This window comes from Actinoplanes sp. NPDC026619 (assembly GCF_040638295.1).
Classification (GTDB): domain Bacteria; phylum Actinomycetota; class Actinomycetes; order Mycobacteriales; family Micromonosporaceae; genus Actinoplanes.
Genome location: NZ_JBEZYA010000003.1, coordinates 56,257 through 71,294, shown reverse-complemented (window position 1 = coordinate 71,294; position 15,038 = coordinate 56,257). Strand labels below are relative to the sequence as shown.

General features: G+C 70.4%; 13 protein-coding genes. 10 read left to right on the top strand and 3 right to left on the bottom strand.

What is annotated here, in order from left to right; translation table 11 throughout:
• Positions 1–21 precede the first annotated feature (21 nt).
• The 3 genes from AB0E90_RS08740 to AB0E90_RS08730 are packed head-to-tail and all read left to right on the top strand — an operon-like array spanning position 22 to position 3,777.
• Positions 22–978, top strand: a complete 957-nt coding sequence (locus AB0E90_RS08740; RefSeq protein WP_360401557.1) for a hypothetical protein — start codon at positions 22–24, stop codon at positions 976–978.
• The gene (locus AB0E90_RS08735) at positions 975–3,104 is read left to right on the top strand and encodes an FUSC family protein (RefSeq protein WP_360401554.1); all 2,130 of its coding nucleotides are present in this window, start codon (positions 975–977) and stop codon (positions 3,102–3,104) included. Before AB0E90_RS08740 ends, AB0E90_RS08735 begins: the two co-directional genes overlap by 4 nt.
• A gap of 49 nt (positions 3,105–3,153) precedes the next feature.
• A complete protein-coding gene (locus tag AB0E90_RS08730; RefSeq protein ID WP_360401551.1) occupies positions 3,154–3,777 on the top strand; it encodes a hypothetical protein in 624 nt (207 codons plus the stop codon).
• Here the strand turns inward: AB0E90_RS08730 and AB0E90_RS08725 are convergent.
• The gene (locus AB0E90_RS08725) at positions 3,770–5,305 is read right to left on the bottom strand and encodes a sensor domain-containing diguanylate cyclase (protein WP_360401548.1); all 1,536 of its coding nucleotides are present in this window, start codon (positions 5,303–5,305) and stop codon (positions 3,770–3,772) included. The two genes, AB0E90_RS08730 and AB0E90_RS08725, sit on opposite strands and share 8 nt — an antisense overlap.
• A gap of 183 nt (positions 5,306–5,488) precedes the next feature.
• Between AB0E90_RS08725 and AB0E90_RS08720 the strand changes: the two genes are divergently transcribed.
• On the top strand, positions 5,489–8,005 hold the full coding sequence (locus tag AB0E90_RS08720) for a LamG-like jellyroll fold domain-containing protein (protein ID WP_360401545.1): 2,517 nt from the start codon (positions 5,489–5,491) through the stop codon (positions 8,003–8,005).
• 103 nt (positions 8,006–8,108) lie between these two features.
• Positions 8,109–9,074 carry an endonuclease/exonuclease/phosphatase family protein gene (locus AB0E90_RS08715; RefSeq protein ID WP_360401542.1) on the top strand — a complete coding sequence of 322 codons (966 nt, stop codon included), beginning with the start codon at positions 8,109–8,111 and terminating at the stop codon, positions 9,072–9,074.
• A gap of 90 nt (positions 9,075–9,164) precedes the next feature.
• Here the strand turns inward: AB0E90_RS08715 and AB0E90_RS08710 are convergent, their stop codons facing one another.
• Positions 9,165–9,734, bottom strand: coding sequence for a TetR/AcrR family transcriptional regulator (locus tag AB0E90_RS08710; protein WP_360401539.1), 570 nt, complete (start codon positions 9,732–9,734; stop codon positions 9,165–9,167).
• Between the two features lie 70 nt (positions 9,735–9,804).
• Between AB0E90_RS08710 and AB0E90_RS08705 the strand changes: the two genes are divergently transcribed.
• Both AB0E90_RS08705 and AB0E90_RS08700 read left to right on the top strand, forming a co-directional pair.
• Complete coding sequence (locus AB0E90_RS08705) at positions 9,805–10,686, top strand: SDR family oxidoreductase (protein ID WP_360401536.1); 882 nt, start codon at positions 9,805–9,807, stop codon at positions 10,684–10,686.
• A gap of 123 nt (positions 10,687–10,809) precedes the next feature.
• The gene (locus tag AB0E90_RS08700; protein WP_360401533.1) at positions 10,810–11,283 is read left to right on the top strand and encodes a phosphoribosyltransferase; all 474 of its coding nucleotides are present in this window, start codon (positions 10,810–10,812) and stop codon (positions 11,281–11,283) included.
• 94 nt (positions 11,284–11,377) lie between these two features.
• On the opposite strand, the gene AB0E90_RS08695 is transcribed toward AB0E90_RS08700, so the two are convergent.
• Positions 11,378–11,980, bottom strand: a complete 603-nt coding sequence (locus tag AB0E90_RS08695; protein WP_360401530.1) for a hypothetical protein — start codon at positions 11,978–11,980, stop codon at positions 11,378–11,380.
• Between the two features lie 208 nt (positions 11,981–12,188).
• Between AB0E90_RS08695 and AB0E90_RS08690 the strand changes: the two genes are divergently transcribed.
• From AB0E90_RS08690 to AB0E90_RS08680, 3 genes are all read left to right on the top strand, one after another.
• Entirely contained in the window at positions 12,189–13,958 is a 1,770-nt protein-coding gene (locus tag AB0E90_RS08690) for a glycoside hydrolase family 6 protein (RefSeq protein WP_360401527.1), read from the top strand.
• A gap of 68 nt (positions 13,959–14,026) precedes the next feature.
• On the top strand, positions 14,027–14,272 hold the full coding sequence (locus tag AB0E90_RS08685) for a hypothetical protein (RefSeq protein ID WP_360401524.1): 246 nt from the start codon (positions 14,027–14,029) through the stop codon (positions 14,270–14,272).
• Positions 14,273–14,281: 9 nt separating this feature from the next.
• Complete coding sequence (locus AB0E90_RS08680; RefSeq protein WP_360401521.1) at positions 14,282–15,028, top strand: protein phosphatase 2C domain-containing protein; 747 nt, start codon at positions 14,282–14,284, stop codon at positions 15,026–15,028.
• Positions 15,029–15,038: the final 10 nt, after the last annotated feature.

Genomic DNA, 15,038 nt, shown 5'->3' with positions numbered 1-15,038 from the left:
GGGCCGCTAAGGTCGTCGGACATGAGCCGGACCACGCCGCCGCGACCGCTGGACGTCCTGGAGGTCTTCCCCGAGCTGCGGGAGCACTCGGCGACGGCCACGCGTCTGCATCCGCGGCCGGGCGCGCCGGCGGTGTCGGACAGTTCGGTCGGCGGGCCGCTGCTCTGGCCGGCCGGCGAGCCGTGGCCGGTCTGCGACGACGGTCCGGAGCACTACGTCCACCGGCTGCTCACCCCGGCGACCGTGTGGCGCCGGCGGGCGATCTACGCGGTGGCGCGGACCCGGCAGCCGTACGCGGTGACCGACGAGGAACGCGCGCAACTGCCCGGGCCCGACTTCTCCGAGCCGCGCTCGCTGATCGCGCAGCCGATCCCGTACGTCCCGGTGGCCCAGCTCTTCCGCCGTGACGTCGCCGACTTCGCCGGCCCGGACGACGCCGACGTGCTGCAGGTGCTCTGGTGCCCGCTGGACCACGAGGACGAGGGGTGCAACCCGCGGGTGCGCCTGTTCTGGCGGCGCAGCGCGGACGTCGGCCCGGTCCTCGAAACGCCGCCTACGCCGCCCGTGGTCAGCGACTCCTACCTGCCGACCCCCTGCGTCGTGCATCCGGAGCAGGTTCGCGAATGCCAGTACGCCGACCTGCTCCCGGCCGATCTCGGCGAGCGGATCGCCGGGTGGGAGTTGGACTACGACGACGATTTCTCGCTCGCCCCCGGTTGGAAGGTCGGCGGCTTCGCCAACTGGTCGCTGACCGATCCACACCCGGTGGAGTGTGCCGACTGCGGGACCGCGATGACGCTCCTGCTCACCGTCGACTCCGCCGAGTGGTATGGGAGTGACTGCAGCTGGCGGCCGGTCGAGGAGCCGGTCACGGCCTCGTCCGGTCCCACCGACGTGGAGATCGGGCGGAGCTACGCGCTCTACGTCTTCCGCTGCCCGGTCTCGTTCGATCACCCGTCCGCGACGGCGATGCAATGAGCTGGCTGCGGCGGAAGGATCCGCAACTGATCGCGGTGCGCCGGGCCGCGCGGGTCACGCTCGTCGCCTGCGTCGGGTTCTATGTCTGCCGCTATCTGCTCGACGCGCCGGCGATGGCGCCCTATGCGCTTTTCGGCGCGGTCGCGCTGGGTGCGCTGTCGCAGATTCCGGGCACTCCCAAGCGTCGCGCCGCCACCCTCCTCGGGGTGCTGCCGGTCGCCTGGGTGCTGGTGTCGCTCGGGACGCTGCTGAGCGTCAGCAACGTGGCCGCCGCGGCCGGCATGTTCCTGTTCGGGTTCGTGGTCAGCTATGTCGGGGTCGGCGGGCCGCGGCTTTCCGGGCTCGCGGCCGGCATGCAGCTGCTCTACATCCTGCCGTGCTTCCCGCCCTACGATCCGGGCGCGCTGCCGTCCCGGCTGGCCGGCGTGACCTGCGCGATCCTGCTGCTGGCGGCGGCCGAGATGCTGCTGTGGCCGGATCCGGCGCCGGTGCCGTACAAGCACAAGCTGGCCGACGCGATCGCCGGCCTCGCCGACTGTCTCGCCGCGGTGGCCGACTCGTGGGCGGACGGCTCGAAGACGCGCCTCGCCGAGCTGCTCCCGGAGGCCACCGACCGGGCCGATGCGCTGCGGCCCTCGCGGCTGCCGCCGCTCGAACGGCCCGCGTCGGCGGGCCGGCGGGACCGGGCGCTCAGCTCGGCCGCGGGCACGGCCCGCCTGCTGCTCGGCCGGGCCGTCGACCTGTTTTTCACCGAGGAGCGCGGGTCGGTCACCCTTCCGGCGGCGACCAATTTGGTACGGCGTACCGCCGACTGCACGGCGGCGGCCGCGGCCTGGCTCCGGGGTCAGGGGCCGTTGCCGGACACCGATCAGGTGGTGGCGGCGCTCGGTGAGTTCCGGGTGGCCCGGATGAACACCGACCCGAACGGGATGGACCCGGACCGGTTGCGGCTGGGCGCGCTGGCCCTGGCGCTGGGGGAGTGGACGAAGTCGCTCATCGTGGCGATCCGGCTCAGCGACGGCGAGCGGCCGGCGCATGTCGAGCCGACGGGCGCTTTTTGGTACGCGTACACCAGCACCCCGAAGCTCTATTGGCACCGCCTGCGGGAAAATCTCACACCGCGCTCCGTCGCTTTTCAAGGCGCCCTGCGCCTGGCCGCCGCCCTGGCGGTGGCCCGTCTGCTCGCCGGTGAGCTGGACCTGTCGCACGGGTTCTGGGTGCTGCTGACGATCTTGACCGTGTTGCGCACGTCGGCCGCGGAGACCCGCTCGGCGCTGCGGCCGGCCCTGATCGGGACGGTGGCGGGTTCGCTGGTCGCGGCCGCGCTGCTGGTGCTGGGCGTGCATCCGACGGTGTACGCGCTGGTGCTCCCGGTGGTGATGCTGGTCGGGTTCGCGGCCGGGCCGCTGCTCGGGCTGGGCTGGTCGCAGGCGCTGTTCACGCTGGTCATCACGCTGGTGTTCGCCCAGGTCACGCCGGTCGACTGGCGGCTGGCCGAGGCCCGCGTGCTGGATGTGCTGGTGGGCGCGGCGATCGGCGTGCTGATCGGGCTGTTCGCCTGGCCGCGGGGCGGGGGCGGCGAGCTGCACCGGGCGACCGGCACGTTCATCGCGGCGTCCGCCGGGGTGATCCGGGAGACGGTCGGGGTGATGGCGGACGGGCTGGCGCCGGGCCCGGCGCAGCCGCGGGCCCGGCTGGCGGGGCAGCTCGCGGACGCGTCGTTCGCTCTGTACCAGAGCGAACGCCACTCCGCGGCGGTGGTGGACTGGCAGGCGACATTGCTGGCGGGCCACCATGTCGTACGCGGTGCGGAGGCGCTCCTGCGTTCCTGCCCGGCCGGTGGGCTGCTGCCGTGCGTGGGCCCGCTGACCTCGACCGCCGCCGATGTGGCCGGCCGTTACGACCGGGCCGCCGAGGGGCTGCTCCAGCATCGCCGCACCCCGGTGGAGCCGGCGCCCGCCGCCGTGCAGTGGCCCACCGACCTCGGTCAGGACCTCTACATCATCGCTGACCTGCGGGCCTGGCTGGACGGGCTGCGCGCGGACATCGGCCGGATCGCGGGTCTGCCCGAGCCCGGCGACGAGCTGCGCCGGCGGGTGGAACGGGTCGCCGACGGCGCGACCTGACTTTGCGGAAAATCGCCCGACTGCCTGGTAAATGCGACATTCTGCGCAGGTGGTGCAGCGATCGGGGCCGAGCCGGGCCGAGGTTACCCAGGGCGTGAAGCAGCGCCTGGAGGCGACCCTGCACGCCTACCCGGACCTGAGCCTGGAGGCCGTCCCGGCCCAGTTCCTGCGCAAGCCGGAGACCGCCTCCGGGGTTCGCGTCCTGCGCGGCGGCCGGCTGCCGCAGGCCGGTGACGAGGTGTTCGACGTGGTGGCGGAGCTGTGGCGGGACGCCGGCTGCGAGGTCCACGACGACGGCGGTGCGGACGGGCGGTTGCTGGTCGTGGAGGATCCGGCCGGCTACGTCATCTCGATCGCCCGGCACGAGGGCGAGGACCCGATCCTGACCGTCGCGTCGCCCGCGATCCCCGCGCCGTACCTGGATCGCGGCCTGGTTGCCGGGGTGCTCGCCGGTCTGGCCGTCGGTTGTCTCGGGCCGTGCGCGACGTCGGTGGTCCCGTCCGCGCTGATGCCGGCGCTGGCCGGGGTGCGCGGCCTCTACTGGGCCTGGCTCCCGCTGTTCCTGCTGATCGCCGGCGGCAGCCTCTACTATCCGGAGACCCGCCGGTTCGGCGCCGGGCTGCTCATCGCCGGCCTGCTCGTCGGCCTGCCGGTCGTGATGACGTTCAGTTGACCGGCCGCCACCGCCGGCTGCCGCCACCGAGGTGCTTGGTGTCCCGTTTCGCCTCGTACATCGCGGTGTCGGCGCCCCGCATCAGCGGCTCGTAGGCGCCCGCGTCCTCGGGGTAGAGCGCGAACCCGACGCTGCCGCCGATCCGCACCTCCGCGCCGTCGATGGCGAACGGCTCACGCAACCGGTCCACGATCCGGGTCGCCACCCGCATCGCCACGTCCTCGTCGGGGTCGTGGGTCAGCAGGATCGCGAACTCGTCGCCGCCGAGCCGGGAGACCACGTCGTTGTCCCGTACCGTGCCCAGCAGCCGTTTTGCCACCTGCTGGAGCAGCGCGTCGCCGGCGGCGTGCCCGGCGGTGTCGTTGACCTCCTTGAAGCCGTTGAGGTCGAGCAGCATGAGCGCGACCCGGCCGGCCGTGCTGGCCGCCGTCTCGACCGCCTGCTGAGCGCGTTCGAGCAGGTAGGAGCGGTTCGGCAGGCCGGTCAGCGAATCGTGGAACGCCTGGTGGGACAGCTGCGCCACGTGTGCCTGGGCGGCCTGGCGCATGCCGGCGCTGTCGACGATCAGCGCGCCCTCGACCGAGAGCTGATCGGCGAGAATGCGGTCACGGCTGGTCCAGTCGCGGCTGCCGCCGGCGTTGCCGCACAGGATCATGCCGACGCAGCCCTGCGCCGACATCATCGGGATCGCGATGTAGGACTTCAGGTCCATGCCGTGGATGAAGCCGCCGGGCACGATCGCGGTCTGGCCGGAGTCGGTGATCAGCGCGGGCTGGCCCTCGCTGATCGCCCGCCAGATCGGGAACACCGTGGCGGAGGTGCCGATCAGGTGATTGAACCTGGCGTCGCCGTCGGGCATGCCGACGGTGTGCACGTAACGGATCAGGAGCCCGCCGTCGATGAGGCAGAGCGCGCCGAAGTCGGTGCGGAACGCCTCGGCCGAGTTGGTCACCAGGATGCGGCCGGCCGCCTCGACGCTGGTGGCCTTCATGCCCTCCTCGAACAGCTTCCGGATGGTGGCCGAGCTGTGTGACAGGAACTGCCGCTGCTTCTCGGCGGCGATGCCCTGCAAGGTGGTGGCGAAGTGCAGGGCGAGCGGCGAGAGGGTCTCCGGGCGCAGCACGGTCAGGTCGGCGCCGGTCAGCAGCAGGACGCCGACGGTCTGGCCGCCGATGCGCAGCCGGATCGCCATCCGATCGCCGTCGACGAGCGGCGCGGCGCCGGCCGCCATCCGGAACACCTTGCCGGCGGTGAGCAGGTCGCGCCCGCCGGCCGGCCCGAGCCGCGCGGTCGGGTTGAGCAGGCCGGTCTCGGAGTCGAGCTCGTAGACGGTGGCCGCGGTGAGACCGGCGGCCTGCTGCAGGAACGGCTCGGCCAGGTCGAGGACGTGCTGGGCGGACGGGGTGTCCTTGGTCATGAACGCGACGAGCCCCGCGAGCAGGGCATCCTGCGGATCGTCGGTGGCGTCGGGCACCACGGACGTGCCGAGGACGGCACCCGCCGGCCGCACACCACTGCTTACGCTCATGCCCTAAAGGTCGGCACCTCGGGCGGGCGCTTGCGGCGGCGGTCGGTCGCAGTTCGGTTGCGCCTTGCCTTCTTGTACATAGATCGGCATGAAACCTTGACGTAACCTGAGCAATGTTGTTGGACTGTGTTGGCTCATGGCGAAACACGAGCGCACTCTTCCGCTCCGAAGGGACTCTCGCGCGTGAAAGAACATGTCCGGGGCCGCTGGCTGCTTGCCGCCGGGTCCGCCTCCGCCCTCCTGCTGACCTTCTCCTCGGCCCCGGCCTCGTCCGCGCCGGCCTCCTCGTCCGCGCCGCTCCCCGCCCCCTTGACCGCCCAGGTCGCCGCCGATTCCAGCTGGCACGCCGGCATTCCGCCGCTGGCCACGCCCTGGACCGACAAGGTCGGGCCGAACAACGCCCTCCCCGAGTACCCGCGCCCGCAGCTCACCCGGGACCGCTGGCAGAACCTCAACGGCGTGTGGGAGTTCGCCAAGGCGAACACCGGCGAGGCGGTGCCGGCCGGTAAGTCGCTCGGCGAGCGCGTGCTCGTCCCGTACCCCATCGAAAGCGCTCTTTCCGGCATTCAGCGGCATGAAGACCGCATGTGGTACCGCCGCACCTTCACCGTGCCGGCGAACTGGAAGGTGGGCAGCGGCAACCGGCTCCAGCTGCACTTCGGCGCGGTCGACTACGACGCCAAGGTCTACCTGAACGGGGTGTCGGTGGCCACGCATCGCGGCGGCTACGACGGTTTCGACGTGGACGTCACCGACGCGCTGACCGCTTCGGGGCCGCAGGAGCTGATCGTCTGGGCCGAGGACCTCACCGACGCCACCGGCCAGCCGATCGGCAAACAGCGCCGGACCAGCGACCACGGCATCTTCTATCAGGGCAGCTCCGGCATCTGGCGGACGGTCTGGATGGAGCCGGTCCCGGCTGCGTCGATCACCTCCCTGGGCCTGACGCCGTCCGTTTCCGGCGGCAACCTCAAGATCAAAGTCAACAGCTCCGGTGGTACGGGTCTGACGGTGCGCGCGTCGGCGCGCGGTGGCGGCTCAGTGGTGGGGGCCGCCGACACCGTGCTGACGCTGCCCATGCCTCGCGCGCACCTGTGGTCGCCTTCCGATCCGTATCTGTACGACTTGTCGGTCTCACTGGTCGACCGGGGCAAAGCGGTCGATGCGGTCGGGTCGTACTTCGGCATGCGGGAGATCGGCACTGCGCCCGGCGCTGACGGGAAGCTCCGGATCACGCTCAACGGCAAGATCCTGTTCAATCAGGCCAACCTCGACCAGGGCTTCTGGCCGGACGGCCTGAACACCGCGCCCACCGATGCGGCGTTGAGGTTCGATCTCGAGCAGGACAAGGCGATGGGCTTCAACGCCGTCCGCAAGCACATCAAGGTCGAACCGGACCGCTGGTACTACTGGGCGGACAAGCTGGGACTGATGGTGTGGCAGGACATGCCGGCCGCGAACACCGGGCCGATCCCGGTCGAGTGGCGGCCGCAGTTCGAGGCGGAACTGCACGAGATGGTGCGCGAGCACTCGTCCTGGACGTCGATCATCGCGTGGGTGCCGTTCAACGAGGGCTGGGGCGAGTGGAGCCGGGAGGACACCGGGCGGATCGCCACTTCGGTAACGGAGCAGGACCCGTCCCGGCTGGTCAACGCGCACAGCGGGGTGAACTGCTGCAACTCGCACGGCGACTCCGGCGCGGGCGACGTGATCGACTTCCACCAGTACCTCGGGCCGGCCACCCCGGCGCCGTCCGGGACCCGCGTCGCCATTGACGGCGAGCACGGCGGGTTCGGGCTCAAGACCTCCAACCACATGTGGTTCGGCGACGGTCAGGCGTACGAGATGGAGCCGTCCTCGTCCGTGCTGACCGCGAAGTACGTGGCCAACCAGGAAGCCGTGATCACCTCGGCCAAGTACTGCGGGATCAGCGCCGCCATCTACACCCAGATCACCGACGTCGAGGGGGAGCTCAACGGCTTCTTCACGTACGACCGGCAGAAGGCGAAGATGGATTTGCGGCAGGTGCGCGCGATCAATAAGAAGATCATCGCCTCGGCCGACGGGTCGGGAGCGAACGTGCCGCAGCCGCCGGCCGGCACCCCGGGTCTCGAGGGGGTCGCGTTCTGGCCGCTCGACGGCTCCTACGGGACGCTGACCCCGGTCAACAACCCGCCGTTCGTGGCCGGGCACAACGGGCAGGGCGTCTCCTTCGACGGTTCCACGCAGGCCCTCGACGCCGGCAAGCCGGTGCTCGACACCGCCTCCGACTACTCGGCGGCGGCCTGGGTGAAGCTCGACAAGGCCGACGGCGCCTTCCAGACCGTCATCAGCCAGGACGGCCCGTCGAACAGCGACTTCTTCCTGCAGTACTCCGGCGCGGACCAGAAGTTCGCGATGAGCTTCGCCGGGGTGCGGGCGCTCGCCGGGTTCAAGCCTTCACCTGGCCAGTGGTATCACCTCGTCGGGGTCCGCGACACCGTCAAGGGCGAGCTGCGGCTGTACGTCGACGGCGCCCTCGCGGGCACGGCGAGCGCGTGTATGCCGCAGGCGGCGCCGACCGGCAACACGCTGATCGGGCGCGGTAAGTACGGCGGCAACCCGGTCGACTACCTGGACGGAACGGCCGACCAGGTGCACCTGTACGACCGGGCCCTGTCCCTCGCCGAGATCCAGCAGCTCTACACGTCCGGCAACTAGTTGTTCCGGCGCGGAGCGGGGTCGAGGCATCGACCCCGCTCCATGCTGGACGATCTACGACACCCTGGGTAGTTCTCGCTGCTCACGGGCTTACTTTGACGGCATGACGGAACTGCGCATCTCGACGTTCAACCTCGAGAACTTCGACGAGACCCCGGATCTCGCCGACCGGATCCTCCTCATGCGGCCCCAGATCCAGCGCCTGCGGGCCGACATCGCCTGCTTCCAGGAAGTGCACGGCCAGGAGCGGCCCGGCCGGCCCCGCGCGCTGCTCGCCCTGCGCGCTCTGCTCGACGACACGAATCTGGCCGGCGCCGAGCTGGTCAGCACCAAACCGAAGGACGACGGCGTCTACAACGAGCGCAACATCGTCGTCGCCACCCACCTGCCGGTGCTCTCCCGCCAGCAGCTGCGCAACGAGCTGGTCGCCGCCCCGACCTACCGCCGGCTCACCGCCAACCCGCCCGACCAGTTCCCGATCGAGGTCGGCGTCGAACGCCCCATCCTGCACGTCGAGCTCGACGTCGGCGGCCGCCCGCTCCACGTGATCAACGTGCACCTCAAGTCCAAGCTGCCCACCGACATCCCCGGCGGCATGCTCGACACGTTCACCTGGCGCACCGCCGACGCGTGGGCCGAGGGCTCCTTCATCTCCTCGATGAAGCGGATGGCCCAGGCCCTCGAGGTCCGCCGCCTCGTCGACCAGATCCTCGACCGCGACCCGGACGCCCGCATCGTGGTGGCCGGCGACTTCAACGCCACCCCCGACGAGATCCCGGTCCTGGCGATCCGCGGCCAGGTGGAGGACACCGGCAACGGCGCCCTGTCCCAGCGGGTGCTCGTCCCGATCGAGCAGACGGTCCCGGAGTCGAGCCGCTACACCCTCTTCCACCAGGGCAAGGGCAACATGCTCGACCACATGCTGGTGACCCGCAACCTGCTCGCCTCCTACCGCGGCTCGGAGATCCACAACGAGCTCCTGCACGACGAGTCCCAGTCCTTCGCCACCGACAAGAAGTTCCCCGAATCCGACCACGCCCCGGTAGTGGCCACCTTCGACCTGCCCTGACGCCCGGGTCTGGGGTTGGTCCCGCTCGCTTTTCCTTGATGCCGGTGTCACGGCCGCGCTTTGAGACCCCGACATCAAGGAAACCGGTGCTCAGGCGATTCGGGTGATCAGCATGTGGAGTAGTTCGTCGCCGGTCACGTGCCACTTCTCGGGGGTCAGCTGGCCGCTGTTCTCCATCGCGACTATGCCGTGCAGGCTGGTCATCAGCAGCGCGCCGATCGGGCCGGCGCGGCCCTGGTCGCCGATGACGTCGGCGACGATGGTGAGGAACTGGTCGTGGGTGCGGGAGACCGCGGCTATCGCGTCCGGGTGTTCCTCGGCCGGGGCGGAGAACATCAGGGCGTAGGCGTGCGGGCGTCGCCTTCCGACTTCCATGAGCCCGGTCAGGGCCCGCTCCAGGCGCTCGGTCGGGGGCCGGCTCCGGTCGGCGATCAGCTGGTCGAGTTCGTCGCCGACCGCCTCCCAGCTCTTCGCCGCGACCGCGGCGAGCAGATGCTCCTTGTCGGGGAAGTGTCCGTACGGCGCGCCGCGGGACACCCCGGCCCGTGCGCCGACCGCGCGCAGTGTCACGGCGTCGGGGCCGCCCTCGTCGAGCAGCTCGGCCGCCGCGTCGACCAGCCCGCGCCGGGTTGCCGCCGCGCTCTCCACCCTGCTGACCATGGCTCCAATCTACCTGACAACGTCATCTCGCTCACTTGACAATGTCATCTGAAATGCTAGCTTGATTCACATGACAACGTCACATGAAGAGCTGGTCCTGATCAGCGGCGCCTCCACCGGGATGGGCGCCGCCACCGCCCGCGAGCTGGCCGGCCGGGGTTATCACGTGCTCGCCGGCGTCCGCCGCGAGTCCGATGCCGCGGCGCTGCGTGGCCCCAACGTGGAGCCGGTGTTCCTCGACGTCACCGACCCGGCGCAGATCGAGGCGGTCGCCGGCCGCATCGCCGCCGACCCGGCGCGGCGGCCACTGCGTGCCGTGATCAACAACGCCGGCATCGCGATCAACGCGCCGGTGGAGCTGCTGTCGATGGACGAGTGGCGGCGGCAGTTCGAGGTGAATCTCTTCGGGCACATTGCGGTCACCAAGGCCGTCCTGCCCGCGCTGCTCGCCAGCTCCGGCCGGGTGGTGAACATCAGCTCGGTCGGCGGGAAGGTCGCGTTGCCGACCTACGGGGCGTATGCCGGCGCGAAGTTCGCCATGGAGGGGATGAGCGACGCCCTGCGGCGGGAGCTCGCCCCGCACGGCGTGCAGGTGGTGGTGGTCGAGCCCGGCGGCGTGCAGACCGAGATGACCGGCCACGGCATCGAGCGGATGAACGACACGATCGCCGGGATGACGCCGGCCGAGCGTGGCCGCTACGGCGGGCTGCTGCAGGCGATCATCAGCCAGGCCACCGGGTTCACCAAGGCCGGCCTCCCCGCCGAGGCAGCCGGCCGGATCATCGCCGACGCCGCCACGGTGCGCCGGCCGCGAGCCCGCTACACCGTCGGCCGCGACGCGGCGATCCTCACCCGCCTGTCCCGCCTGCTCTCCGACCGCGCCCTCGACCGGGTCATGGCCGCCAACCTGCGCCCACACTTCCCGAAGGACCGGCCCGCCGCCGTGCACTAGAGATCCCGTGAGTCGCGAGTCGTGAGCTGGGCTGGCCTATCGTCCGGTTGGGTGGCAGTGGATCATTGCGGGGCGTGGTGGCCGGACGGGGCTGCCCGCGGGACTCGGCGGTAGGGGAGTGGCGTGAGCGAGCGGGAAACGTTGACCTGGGACGACTTCGGGCGGGCCGGGCGTGCTCTGGGCCAGCAGGTGGTCGACGACGGCTATCGGCCCGATCTGATCCTGGCCATCGCGCGTGGTGGGCTGCTCCCGGCCGGGGCGATCAGCTATGCGCTCGACGTCAAGAATCTGCATCTCATCAACGTCGAGTTCTATACCGGTGTCGACGAGCGGCTGGATCTGCCGGTGATGCTGCCGCCGGTTCCGCAGACCGTTGATCTGTCCGGGGCCACCGTGCTGATCGTCGACGACGTCGCCGACACCGGGGCCACCCTCGAGCTGGTCCGCGACTACTGCGCGGAGCACGTTGCGGAGGCTCGCTGCGCGGTCATCTACGAGAAGCCGCGCTCGGTGGTGAACTGCGAATACGTCTGGAAGCGCACCGACAAGTGGATCAACTTCCCGTGGTCCAGCGAGCCGCCGGTAACCCGGGCGTGAAAGCCGCCGGCCGGTTACGGCCCGGAGTTGCAGAGGGCTGGGATCGCTCGGCGGTTCGGGGGTCGTGCGGTTGTGGAAGTCGTGCGGCGTACTTCTAGAAGGTTGGTGCCTGTTCGGTTTGTCGCCTGGCCTCGGTGACGTCGGCCATCAGGTCGTCCCAGACCTCGTCGGGGCGGAATTCCGGGAGCGGGAGCTTGGGTGCGATGCGAGCGTGGGCGTATTCCCACCAGGCCGCTACCCGGACCGGCCAGAGGCCGACCCGGACGGCGCCGGCCAGGAAGCAGCGGTGGGCCAGCAGTGTCGCGGCCAGCATGTCGGACTCGAAGCCGGGCTCGTCCATCGCCTTGCCGAAGGCGCGCACGTCGCGGTGCATCTCGGAGTAACCGATCAGCGTCGGCATGGCCGGGACCCGCAGCTCGGCGCCCTCGGCCAGCACCGAGTCGGCGTAGGCGGGGGTGAAGACGAACTCGTCGGTGGTGACGATCAGCGGGAGGATCTCGCGGCCCAGGCGCAGGTCGAGCTGGACGGCGGGGGCGTTGGTGGGCACGAAGACCGACGACGCCTCGGTGATCTCGTCGGGGTCGAGCACGGCCGTGTCACCGAGCGCGGGCTGATGGATGTGCAACGCCCCGCGGCGGATCTTCACCTCGGCGCTGGGCACCTCTTCGAGGGCTTCGGTGAGTTCGAAAATCCGCATGCGCCCGTTATACGACACCCGGGCCAGCGATGCGCGGCGGCCCTACCTGGGAGTCGGAACAAATGTTTCTCGGAAGTATCTGAGTGATTGCGGTGGGAGCGCTCCCATGTAATGCTGTGCGAACAGCCGGGAGCGATGCCCCTCGATACGCGAACGGCTGATCCCCTTGGCGCCAGGGTGCGCCGTCGCTGTCTCGAGGAGCCACCACATGAGACCTGTCCTCATCCGCGGACTGACCGCGGCCGCCGCGGCCTCACTCGTCGCTGGAGTCGGCATCTTCGCCGCCACCAGCGCGAGCGCTGCCGCTGGCTGCCGGGTCGATTACTCGGTGAACCAGTGGAGCACCGGGTTCACCGCGAACGTCACCGTCACCAACCTGGGCGACGCGATCTCGAACGGCTGGAACGTTACCTGGGCATTCGCCGGTAACCAACAGGTCACCCAGGGCTGGAGCGCCACCGTCGCGCAGTCCGGCGTGAATGTTACGGCGACCAACCCCTCCTGGTCGCCGTCGATCGCCAGCAACGGCTCGGTGAACTTCGGCTTCAACGCGAACTACTCCGGCACCAACACGGCGCCGGCGACGTTCAAGCTGAACGGAACCGCATGCACCGGCGCGGTGGCGACGACGTCGCCGACGGCCGGGCCGACCAGCTCGCCGACGACTTCGCCCACCACGTCGCCGACGACGAGCCCGACCACCGGCCCGACCGGCAACCCGGGCGCGAAGGTCGACAACCCCTACTCCGGCGCCAAGGGTTACGTGAACCCGGAGTGGAAGGCCAAGGCCGACGCCGAGACCGGCGGCAGCCGCGTCTCGAACAACCCGACCGCCGTCTGGCTCGACCGGATCGCCGCGATCGAGGGCACGGCCGACAGCAGCTCGAACGGCTCGATGGGTCTGGCCGACCACCTGGACGCCGCGCTCGCACAGGGCGCCGGCTACATCCAGCTGGTCATCTACAACCTGCCCGGCCGCGACTGTGCCGCTCTCGCCTCCAACGGTGAGCTCGGCCCGACCGACCTGCCGCGTTACAAGAGCGAGTACATCGACCCGATCGCCGCGATCGAGGGCAACGCGAAGTACGCCTCGCTGCGGATCATCAACGTCATCGAGATCGACTCGCTGCCGAACCTGGTGACGAACACGTCCGGCCAGGCCGGCGCGACCGCGATGTGCGACACGATGAAGGCCAACGGCGGGTACGTGCAGGGTGTCGGTTACGCCCTGAACAAGCTCGGCGCGCTCGCCAACTCGTACAACTACGTTGACGCCGCGCACCACGGCTGGATCGGCTGGGACTCGAACTTCGCCCCGACCGCCGACATCATGCTGCAGGCCGCGCAGGCTTCCGGCAGCGTCAACAACGTCACCGGCTTCATCACCAACACGGCGAACTACTCGGCCCTGCAGGAGCCGTACGTCCAGCCGAGCATGACCATCGGTGGCGCGAGCGTCCGGACGTCGAAGTGGGTGGACTGGAACCAGTACACCGACGAGCTGACCTTCGCCCAGGCGTTCCGGACGAAGCTGGTCTCGATCGGCTTCAACTCCAACATCGGCATGCTGATCGACACCTCCCGCAACGGCTGGGGCGGCTCGGCCCGGCCTACCGCGGCGAGCACCTCGACGGTGGTCGACACGTACGTCAACGCGTCCCGCATCGACCGCCGCATCCACGCCGGTAACTGGTGCAACCAGTCCGGCGCCGGCCTCGGCGAGCGCCCGAAGGCCGCCCCGGCCACCGGCATCGACGCCTACGTCTGGGTCAAGCCCCCGGGCGAGTCGGACGGTTCTTCGTCGCTGATCCCCAACGACGAGGGCAAGGGCTTCGACCAGATGTGCGACCCGACCTACACCGGTAACGCCCGCAACGGCAACAGCCTGTCGGGTGCGCTCCCGAATGCCCCGATCTCGGGCGCGTGGTTCTCCGCTCAGTTCCAGCAGCTGATGGCGAACGCCTACCCGGCCCTCTAGTAACAACCTGACGTAACCCGCCCCCATATCGCCGGGCCCCGCTCTCTTCCCACGAGGAGCGGGGCTCGGTGTTTTTCCGGCTGCGGGTGCGGCCGCGCTCGCTCCCGCCCGGCGGCCAGACCCAGGTGGAGGAGGGCGTGCTGTCGATCGGCATGGCCAGCGGCACCACCGTCGACGTCGTGCTGGCGCAGCCGCCGGCGGTGCCGGTGAAGAAGACGCGTGGCGAGCCGGTCACCCGGATCCGGTTCCACGCCGACGACGCCGAAGGGCTGGTTGCGGCGGCCGGGGCGGTCCGGGCGGCCGAAGTGGGCTAAGAAGAGCGCGTGGAGATTCAGATTCAGAAGGTGGCCTGGACGGCGGCCGGGCATCGTCTCACCGCGGCGGCCGGCAGCGTGACCGGCAACCACTACGACGCCAACTACGACGTGCTGCACCTCGACCCCGGGCGGCCGATGGCGGTGCTCGCCGACGGCATGGGCTCGGGGCCGGGCAGCGCCGCCGCCGGACGGACGGCGGTCGACGTCTTCGCCCGCGCTGACCTGACTCACCCACCTGCCGCGCTCCGGCAGGCGGTGGCTTCCGCCCAAGTAGAGGTACGCCGGGCCGGAGCCGCCCTGGAAGAGCTGACCGGCTGCACGCTGACCGCGTTCGTGGCCGGCGACGAGGCCTGGATCGTGCAGATCGGCGACTCCCGCGCCTATCGCCTCCGCGACGGTCTTCTAGAGCTCCTGACCGTCGACCACACGATCGCCTGGCTGGGACTTCTGCATGGCTGGTTCGCCGCGGACTCCGACGAGGCGCACGCCGCCCGCTACCGGCTGACCCGCTTCATCGGCCACCCCGACGACCCCGATCCGGACGTCCTCAGCGTCACCCTCCAGCCCAGCGACGTCTATCTGCTGTGCTCGGACGGCGTCGCCGACCAGCTCAGCTACGAACGCCTGATCCAGCTGCTCGGCACCAATCCCGACCCGGCCGCCGCCGCCCACTTCATGCTGGAGGACACCCTGGAGGCCGGCGGCAAGGACAACGCCACCGCCATCGTGATCAAGGTGGAGGAGACGATCTGATGGGAGGCCG

Coding starts and splice junctions, on each gene's coding strand:
- AB0E90_RS08710 (WP_360401539.1), bottom strand. CDS start 9,734: ATGGTCAGCAGGGTGGAGAGCGCGGCGGCAACCCGGCGCGGGCTGGTC.
- AB0E90_RS08690 (WP_360401527.1), top strand. CDS start 12,189: ATGAGACCTGTCCTCATCCGCGGACTGACCGCGGCCGCCGCGGCCTCA.
- AB0E90_RS08705 (WP_360401536.1), top strand. CDS start 9,805: ATGACAACGTCACATGAAGAGCTGGTCCTGATCAGCGGCGCCTCCACC.
- AB0E90_RS08715 (WP_360401542.1), top strand. CDS start 8,109: ATGACGGAACTGCGCATCTCGACGTTCAACCTCGAGAACTTCGACGAG.
- AB0E90_RS08735 (WP_360401554.1), top strand. CDS start 975: ATGAGCTGGCTGCGGCGGAAGGATCCGCAACTGATCGCGGTGCGCCGG.
- AB0E90_RS08740 (WP_360401557.1), top strand. CDS start 22: ATGAGCCGGACCACGCCGCCGCGACCGCTGGACGTCCTGGAGGTCTTC.
- AB0E90_RS08695 (WP_360401530.1), bottom strand. CDS start 11,980: ATGCGGATTTTCGAACTCACCGAAGCCCTCGAAGAGGTGCCCAGCGCC.
- AB0E90_RS08725 (WP_360401548.1), bottom strand. CDS start 5,305: ATGAGCGTAAGCAGTGGTGTGCGGCCGGCGGGTGCCGTCCTCGGCACG.